The organism is Aquaspirillum serpens DSM 68 (assembly GCF_000420525.1).
GTDB lineage: Bacteria > Pseudomonadota > Gammaproteobacteria > Burkholderiales > Aquaspirillaceae > Aquaspirillum > Aquaspirillum serpens.
Genome location: NZ_ATVC01000032.1, coordinates 23,053 through 30,278, shown reverse-complemented (window position 1 = coordinate 30,278; position 7,226 = coordinate 23,053). Strand labels below are relative to the sequence as shown.

The window sequence follows — 7,226 nt, the reverse complement described above, 5'->3', positions numbered from 1 at the left end:
TATGTGGTGTTGCCTTACACCAAAGCTGGGGTAATTGGCGGCATTATGTTGGGGTTGGGTCGCGCTTTGGGTGAAACGATGGCCGTAACCTTTGTAATTGGTAACGCCTATCAAATCACCGGTTCGCTAATGGATCCCGGTAACTCGATTGCCTCGGCCTTGGCCAATGAGTTTGCAGAAGCTCAAGAAGGTTTACACGTCTCAGCATTGATTGAATTAGGTTTGATTCTGTTCTTTATCACCTTTGTGGTGTTGGCTTGCGCAAAACTGTTATTGCTGCGCTTATCGTTGCTGCGCTTATCGAAAAACGAAGGTAAGAAAACCTAACGGAGAGTATGCGCATGGATCATAACTTGTATCGCCAGCGCCGCGTCGTCAACAGCTTTAACATGGTGATGTCGATGTTGGCTGTGGGCTTTGGTTTGTTCTGGCTGGTGTGGATTCTGTGGACTTTATTTAGCTATGGTTTGGGTGGGATTAACTTATCGGTCTTTACCCAAAGCACCCCGCCCCCCGGCAGTACTGGTGGTTTGGCCAATGCGATTTACGGTAGCTTGTTAATGACGTTCTTTGGCACCTTAATCGGTACTCCAATTGGTATTTTAGCTGGGGTGTATTTGGCCGAATTTGGTGAACGTGGCTGGCTGGCCCCTGCCACCCGTTTCATCAACGATATTCTGCTGTCAGCCCCTTCAATTGTGATTGGCTTGTTTGTCTATGAAATCTACGTGATCTCTGTCGGCCATTTCTCTGGTTGGGCGGGGGCGCTGGCGCTAGCAATTATCGTGGTGCCGGTGGTGGTGCGGACAACCGAAAACATGTTGCGTTTGGTGCCAAACACCTTACGCGAAGCGGCAGCGGCTTTGGGTGCACCACAATGGAAAGTGGTAATGATGGTGACCCTGCGGGCATCTAAAGCAGGTGTTTTAACCGGTATTTTATTGGCTGTGGCGCGGATTTCTGGTGAAACTGCCCCGTTGTTATTCACTGCCCTGAACAACCAGTTCTGGAGCAGCAATATGAATCAACCAATGGCCAACTTACCGGTGGTGATTTTCCAGTTTGCCATGAGCCCGTATGAAGATTGGCATGCTTTGGCTTGGGCTGGTGCGCTGTTGATTACTGTCAGCGTATTGGGTTTGAACGTGCTTGCCCGCTGGTTAGGCAAACAAAATAATTCGCAATAATAAGGTTTCCGTCATGACTACTGATACCACCAAACTGCAAGTCAAAGACCTAAATTTCTACTACGGCGGCTTTCATGCGCTGAAAAACATCAATCTGTCGATTGCTTCGAAAAAAGTCACAGCGTTTATCGGCCCTTCCGGTTGCGGTAAATCTACGCTGTTGCGGATTTTTAACCGCATGTATGAGCTTTACCCCGGCTTGCGTGCCGAGGGACAGATTTTGATGGATGGTAAAAACATCCTCGATAAAGACGTTGATATCAACTTATTGCGCGCCAAAGTGGGGATGGTCTTCCAGAAACCGACCCCATTCCCGATGTCGATTTATGACAATGTAACCTTCGGGGTGAAGTTATACGAAAAGCTCAGCAAATCCGAGATGGATGATCGGGTGGAATGGGCTTTGCGTAAGGCAGCGTTGTGGGAAGAAGTGAAAGACAAGCTGAAACAGTCGGGCCATTCTTTATCCGGTGGTCAGCAACAGCGACTGTGTATTGCACGGGCGGTGGCATCGAAACCAGAAGTATTGTTATTAGATGAACCGACCTCGGCACTCGACCCCATTTCCACTGCACAAATCGAAGAGCTGGTGAATGAGTTGAAAGAGAACTACACCATTGCCATCGTAACCCATAATATGCAGCAAGCAGCACGGGTATCGGATTTCACGGCTTATATGTACCTTGGCGATTTAATCGAGTTTGGTGATACCGATACTATCTTTACCGCACCGAAGCAAAAAGCGACTGAAGATTATATTACTGGTAAATTTGGTTAATTTACGCACCATTTTGAAACAACAAAACGCCCCTGTTTGGGGCGTTTTTCGTTTTTGGCACACAAAATTATTGCAAAGCGACATCATAAAGGAGTAATCTTTGCGCAAATTTGGTGCCATATTTGTAAGTCATGCACTGTTTTTGTGTTATCACTATTTCTCTTTATGTTCTAGGAGCTTTTGATGCCTTACGTTGCCGATACGATTGCTCACCTCAATCGCACCAGCCCAGCCCAACATGAGTTCTATCAAGCCTGTGAAGAAGTGTTGTTATCTTTGCGTCCCCTATTAGACAACGACCCCAAATATCGCAAGTACGGCATTATCGACCGTATTGTCGAGCCCGAGCGGCAAATTATGTTCCGTGTGGCATGGGTGGATGATCGCGGCCAAGTACAGGTCAACAAAGGCTATCGTGTGCAATTTAACTCTGCCTTGGGCCCTTACAAAGGCGGTATCCGTTTTCATCCAAGTGTCAACGCCGGCATTATCAAGTTTCTAGGTTTTGAACAGATTTTTAAAAATGCGCTGACTGGCTTAGCGATTGGCGGCGGCAAAGGTGGCTCGAACTTCGATCCTAAAGGCAAATCCGAGCAAGAAATCATGCGCTTCTGCCAAGCATTTATGAATGAGCTCTATCGCCATGTTGGGGCAACCGTCGATGTGCCGGCGGGAGATATCGGCGTTGGTGCGCGTGAGATTGGCTATATGTACGGCCAATACAAAAAACTGACCGGCAGCTACGAAGGTGTGTTGACGGGTAAAGGACTGAAATGGGGCGGCTCTTTAGGCCGCAAAGAAGCCACCGGATATGGTACCGTCTATTTTGCTGACAATATGCTGCGCGATATTGGCGAGAGCTTAGAGGGCAAGCAATGTGCCGTGTCGGGGGCTGGTAATGTAGCAATTTATACCGTAGAAAAACTCTATCATTTTGGTGCCAAACCGATCACTGTCAGCGATTCCTCCGGCTTTGTTCACGACCCAGCAGGCATTGATCTTGAGTTGTTGAAACAAGTCAAAGAAGTCGAACGGACCTCTCTGGCCGAATACGCGAAACGTCGCGGTGGTGTACGTTTTGTACCGGTCAGTGACTATCCAGCGGGTCGTAATTTAGTGTGGTCAGTGCCATGCGATGCCGCCTTCCCCTCCGCAACGCAAAACGAACTCAATGGCGAAGATGCTAAAGAATTGCTGAAAAATGGCTGCACTTTAGTGGCAGAAGGCGCCAATATGCCTTCTACACAAGAAGCCGTGGAAGCCTTCCTCGCGGCCAACATCTTGTATGGCCCAGGTAAAGCAGCCAACGCCGGTGGTGTAGCAACCAGCCAATTAGAAATGGCACAGAACGCCAGCATGCAGCAATGGACTTTTGAAGAAGTCGATAGCAAATTGCAGCGCATTATGGCGGGGATTTATCAATCGGCGAGCGAAACCGCACGCGAGTTTGGTGCTGAGCGTAATTTGGTGTTAGGTGCCAATATCGCTGGTTTCCGCAAAGTAGCTGATGCGATGATTGAGCAAGGCGTGGTTTAATTGCTCACTTTACTGTGAGCAAACAAAAAGGGAAGCCGGAGAGCTTCCCTTTTTTTATCTAGGTGAGATTAACTCACTCAGATTACAGCATGCCTTTTTCTTTCAGCAGTGCCACCATGGTGCTGCCCAATTCAGCTGGGCTGCGGGTATAGCGGATACCGGCTTTTTCGAAAGCAGCAAATTTCTCTTCAGCAGTGCCTTTACCACCGGAGATAATCGCACCAGCATGGCCCATGCGTTTACCTTTTGGCGCGGTCACACCAGCGATATAACCAACGATTGGCTTGGTGACATGCGCTTTAGCGTATTCAGCAGCTTCTTCCTCAGCGGTACCACCGATTTCACCAATCATAATGATGGCTTCGGTCTGTGGATCGTTTTGGAACAGTTCCAAGGCGTCAATGTGGCTGGTGCCAGGGATAGGGTCGCCACCGATACCGATACATGTCGATTGGCCTAAACCAGCAGCGGTGGTTTGTGCCACAGCTTCGTAGGTCAAGGTGCCAGAGCGCGACACGATACCGATTTTACCTGGTTGGTGAATGTGGCCGGGCATAATGCCGATTTTGCACTCACCTGGGGTGATGATACCTGGGCAGTTTGGCCCGATCAGACGCACGCCACCGGTTTGCTCGATGTAACGTTTGGCCTTCAGCATATCCAGTGTTGGCACGCCTTCGGTAATGGTCACGATCAGTTTGATGCCAGCATCCACCGCTTCCACGATCGAATCCAACACGAAAGGTGCTGGCACATAGATCACCGAAGCGTCAGCTTGGGTTTCACGGACAGCCTCTTTCATGGTGTTGAACACCGGCAGATTGAGGTGGGTGCTGCCACCTTTGCCTGGGGTTACGCCACCCACCACTTGGGTGCCGTAGGCAATCGCTTGTTCAGAATGGAAAGTGCCGTTTTTGCCGGTAAAACCTTGCACCAGCACTTTAGTATTTTTGTTAACGAGTACGCTCATGGTTCACTCCGTAAGTGCGGTGGATCAGACTGCAGCCAATTGGGCAACAATTTTCTCGGCGGCGTCGTTCAGACCTTGGGCCGAGATCAATTGCAGACCGGATTCATCCAGCAGTTTTGCGCCCAGTTCGGCATTGTTACCTTCCAAACGCACTACGACAGGGACAGTCACGTTGACTTCTTTCACCGCAGCGATAATTGCCTCTGCGATCATGTCACAACGCACGATGCCACCGAAGATGTTAATCAACACGCCTTTAACCGAAGGATCAGCCAAAATCAGTTTGAAGGCTTCGATCACGCGCTCTTTGGTTGCGCCGCCGCCGACGTCCAAGAAGTTCGCTGGCTGGCCGCCTTTCAGTTTGATGATGTCCATCGTAGCCATCGCCAAACCAGCACCGTTCACCATACAACCAATGTTACCTTCCAAGGCAACATAGTTCAGGTCGAATTCGGAAGCTTTTAGTTCACGCTCGTTTTCTTGCGATTTGTCACGCAAGGCAGCCACAGCTGGCAAGCGATACAAAGCGTTGGAATCGATACCGATTTTGGCATCAACGCAAGCCAAGGAACCATCACCACGGACAGCCAGTGGGTTGATTTCAAACAGAGCGAAATCGTTTTCAACGAAGGCTTGGTAAGCACCAGTCATTAATTTCACGAATTCGTTGATTTGTTTGCCTTCTAAACCCAAAGCAAAAGCCACATCACGCGCTTGGAAAGGCAACAGGCCCACCAGTGGATCAACGGTCACTTTCAGAATTTTTTCTGGCGTGTTGTGTGCCACTTCTTCAATTTCCACACCACCTTCGGTCGAAGCCATGAAGGTTACACGGCGGGAAGAACGGTCAACCACCGCACCGAGGTACAACTCACGTTGTACTGGGTACATGTCTTCGCACACCAGCACGCTGTTGACAGGCTGGCCGTTGGCATCGGTTTGGTAAGTGATCAGATTTTTACCGATCAAGCCGTTAGCCACGGTTGCGGCTTCTTCACGGCTTTTCACCACTTTCACGCCACCTGCCTTACCACGGCCACCGGCATGAACTTGGGCTTTAATGACAGCAAATTTGCCGCCCATTTGATCAAACGCAGCCGCAGCTTCTTCACCGTTGGTGGCGAGGATGCCTTGTTGCACCGGCAGGCCATATTTAGCCAGCAGCTCTTTCGCTTGGTATTCGTGCAGATTCATCGTTTATTCTCTTCTCTTGTGTAAAGGTGAGGAGTTTTGGGTGTTGCGATGCAAAGTATAAGCCCTTGCACCGCAACTGGCATTAGCCATGCAGTGCGCGTTTGTCCGCTGCCAAGCATGCTTCATGCAACACTTCGCTCAGCGAAGGATGGGCATGTACGATACGAGCAATGTCTTCGCTCGAAGCGGAGAATTCCATTGCCACCACCGCCTCGGCCACCAATTCGGACGCCATTGGCCCGATGATGTGAACGCCAAGGATACGGTCTGTTTTAGCGCAGGCCAAGACTTTTACAGTCCCTTGCGCCATACCTAAGCCCAAGGCGCGGCCATTGGCAGCAAAGCCCGAGGTGCCTTTTTTGTATTCCACACCAGCGGCTTTGAGTTGTTCTTCGGTTTTACCAACCCAAGCGATTTCTGGATGGGTGTAGATCACCCATGGAATCATGTTGAAATCAACGTGTGGTTTTTGCCCTGCGATGCGCTCAGCGACGGCAACGCCTTCTTCGCTGGCCTTGTGCGCCAACATCGGGCCACGCACCACATCACCGATTGCCCAAATATTCGGCAAATTGGTGTGGCAGTGATCATCAACCACGATAAAACCGCGCTCATCAACTTGCAGACCCACTGTGTCCGCACCCAAGCCGGCGGTGTTAGGCACACGACCGATGGCAACAATCAATTTGTCCACTTCCAGCGTTTTTGCTTCGCCTGCCAACTCATAGTTGACAGTGACGTTGCTGTCGCCAGCGGTGATGGATTGGATTTTGACGCCATTGAAAATCGCCAGACCTGTCTCTTTGGTCAGGGTTTTGTGGGCTTCTTTGGCAATCTGTTGGTCAACGGCAGGCAAGAAGGTCTCTGCGGCTTCCAACACGGTGACGTCTGCGCCTAAGCGTTTCCAAACCGAACCCATTTCCAGACCAATCACGCCAGCACCAATCACGCCCAAGCGTGCAGGCACTTCGGTCATCGCCAAGGCACCCGCATTGTCGAGCACGCGCTGGTTGTCGATGGTTACACCCGGCAGCGGACGTGGATTAGACCCGGTTGCCACGATGACATGCGTGGCTTCTAATGTATCAACCACAGCGCCGTTATCGCTGACTTCGATTTGCCATTTTTCATTTTGGCGACCGAGTAAACGAGCGAGGCCATGCACATTGGCAACTTTGTTTTTCTTGAACAAGAAGCTGATACCACCGGCGTTCTTACCGATGATGTCGTTCTTGCGCTTGAGCATTTGTGCCACGTCCATCTTCACCCCTTCGACGCTGATGCCATGTGCGGCAAAGTCGTGGGTGGTGGCGTGGAAGTTTTCAGAAGATTGCAGCAAGGCTTTGGAAGGGATGCAACCCACGTTTAAGCAGGTACCACCGAGGCTAGGCTTGCCTTCTGGGTTTTTAAACGCATCAACGCAAGCCGTGTTAAAACCGAGTTGAGCCGCACGGATGGCGGCAACGTAGCCGCCTGGTCCGCCGCCGATAACGACGACATCGAATTGTTGAGCCATGATGTTTCCTTGTGTCGGTGTGGCGAGGACGGATGGTGTCATCCG

Annotated in this window: 6 protein-coding genes and 1 pseudogene; 4 read left to right on the top strand and 3 right to left on the bottom strand. The window is 50.5% G+C overall.

The genetic code is table 11. The annotated features are described in order from the left end of the window. From G465_RS0107695 to gdhA, 4 genes and pseudogenes are all read left to right on the top strand, one after another. A pseudogene (locus G465_RS0107695) lies at positions 1 to 327 on the top strand (phosphate ABC transporter permease subunit PstC); the annotation flags it as partial. 14 nt (positions 328 to 341) lie between these two features. Continuing rightward, positions 342 to 1,187, top strand: a complete 846-nt coding sequence (gene pstA, locus G465_RS13970; RefSeq protein WP_022653908.1) for a phosphate ABC transporter permease PstA — start codon at positions 342 to 344, stop codon at positions 1,185 to 1,187. A gap of 13 nt (positions 1,188 to 1,200) precedes the next feature. Next, positions 1,201 to 1,965, top strand: a complete 765-nt coding sequence (gene pstB / locus G465_RS0107685; protein ID WP_022653907.1) for a phosphate ABC transporter ATP-binding protein PstB — start codon at positions 1,201 to 1,203, stop codon at positions 1,963 to 1,965. 183 nt (positions 1,966 to 2,148) lie between these two features. Further along, a complete protein-coding gene (gene gdhA, locus G465_RS0107680; protein WP_022653906.1) occupies positions 2,149 to 3,501 on the top strand; it encodes an NADP-specific glutamate dehydrogenase in 1,353 nt (450 codons plus the stop codon). Positions 3,502 to 3,583: 82 nt separating this feature from the next. On the opposite strand, the gene sucD is transcribed toward gdhA, so the two are convergent. The 3 genes from sucD to lpdA all read right to left on the bottom strand — a co-directional run bounded on the left by sucD (position 3,584) and on the right by lpdA (position 7,181). Further along, the gene (sucD, locus tag G465_RS0107675; protein WP_022653905.1) at positions 3,584 to 4,471 is read right to left on the bottom strand and encodes a succinate--CoA ligase subunit alpha; all 888 of its coding nucleotides are present in this window, start codon (positions 4,469 to 4,471) and stop codon (positions 3,584 to 3,586) included. A 24-nt stretch (positions 4,472 to 4,495) separates the two neighbouring features. Further along, complete coding sequence (gene sucC / locus G465_RS0107670; protein WP_022653904.1) at positions 4,496 to 5,665, bottom strand: ADP-forming succinate--CoA ligase subunit beta; 1,170 nt, start codon at positions 5,663 to 5,665, stop codon at positions 4,496 to 4,498. Between the two features lie 82 nt (positions 5,666 to 5,747). Beyond that, a complete protein-coding gene (lpdA, locus tag G465_RS0107665) occupies positions 5,748 to 7,181 on the bottom strand; it encodes a dihydrolipoyl dehydrogenase (protein WP_022653903.1) in 1,434 nt (477 codons plus the stop codon). Between the last annotated feature and the right edge of the window lie 45 nt (positions 7,182 to 7,226).

Coding starts and splice junctions, on each gene's coding strand:
- pstA (WP_022653908.1), top strand. CDS start 342: ATGGATCATAACTTGTATCGCCAGCGCCGCGTCGTCAACAGCTTTAAC.
- pstB (WP_022653907.1), top strand. CDS start 1,201: ATGACTACTGATACCACCAAACTGCAAGTCAAAGACCTAAATTTCTAC.
- gdhA (WP_022653906.1), top strand. CDS start 2,149: ATGCCTTACGTTGCCGATACGATTGCTCACCTCAATCGCACCAGCCCA.
- sucD (WP_022653905.1), bottom strand. CDS start 4,471: ATGAGCGTACTCGTTAACAAAAATACTAAAGTGCTGGTGCAAGGTTTT.
- sucC (WP_022653904.1), bottom strand. CDS start 5,665: ATGAATCTGCACGAATACCAAGCGAAAGAGCTGCTGGCTAAATATGGC.
- lpdA (WP_022653903.1), bottom strand. CDS start 7,181: ATGGCTCAACAATTCGATGTCGTCGTTATCGGCGGCGGACCAGGCGGC.